Consider the following 958-nt stretch of genomic DNA (forward strand, 5'->3'; position numbering starts at 1 on the left):
AGACACCTTTACCATATCAGAATGGGGTTCTTTTTTCATCACTTAACAGGTGAAAATGAAAAAGTAAATTTAAGCTGCCGTTAGGCAGTTGGCACATGTTTCAACGAAAAGTATGAATTGTTCAGGAGGGAAGATAAATAATATTAATTATGAAGGAACTGAATTAGAGGAATATAGCAAATATTTTGGTCGAGTGGTCATCAAGTTTCACAAAACATTCCAAAGTGGAGTGAGGTGGAGTGAGCCACTCATTAATGATTTAGAAGTATTGCAAATTCTGCCTGCTGCTTTTGATGGGATTGATTTCCCAGGATACGACAAGGTCCACTTAAGTTATAAACAATTAGAAACTATCGTTAAAAGACAGAAAATTGATTGGATAAAGGCCTTAGAAAATCAGAAAGCCATTTATCTTATTAGAGACGACAACAACGGTAAGCATTATGTTGGGTCTGCTACTGGAGACAACGGTATGTTATTGCAAAGATGGTCTTCTTATGTATCAGATGGACATGGAGGTAATGTCGAATTATTAAATATCGTTAATGATACAGGTAAAGGTATGGACTATATTAAAAAGCATTTCAATTTCTCGATTTTAGAGAATTATAACTCAAGAGTAGATAGGAACTTTATACTACAGAGAGAAAACTGGTGGAAAAATATACTAGGGACCAGAAAACCAAATGGATATAATGCAAATTGATTACATTAATATAAGGCTTTCAAGAAATTAATCTTTTCGATTTGACCGGAGCATGTAATAAGAATTACAGCTACGAATTATAGTGGTTACTCATTTGTTATATAAATACGTATATTTACAGTTAATTACTCAAGTTTCGCACCCTAATAAATGCTTCACAATCCTATCGGATTAACCCTCACCAAAGAAATTACGCAGCAATTTGTTCTTGGTTTGACTGATTTCCAATCAAAATTTCTTTGAATGCCGCCG

1 protein-coding gene is annotated in these 958 nt (G+C 33.9%); it reads left to right on the forward strand.

Features of this window, described 5'->3' with window-relative positions:
* Positions 1–112 precede the first annotated feature (112 nt).
* Positions 113–706: a GIY-YIG nuclease family protein gene (locus ACYVLS_RS08920; protein ID WP_460323711.1), complete on the forward strand. Its 594-nt coding sequence runs from the start codon at positions 113–115 to the stop codon at positions 704–706.
* Positions 707–958 lie beyond the last annotated feature (252 nt).

The sequence above is a fragment of the Alkalibacterium psychrotolerans genome, assembly GCF_054784355.1.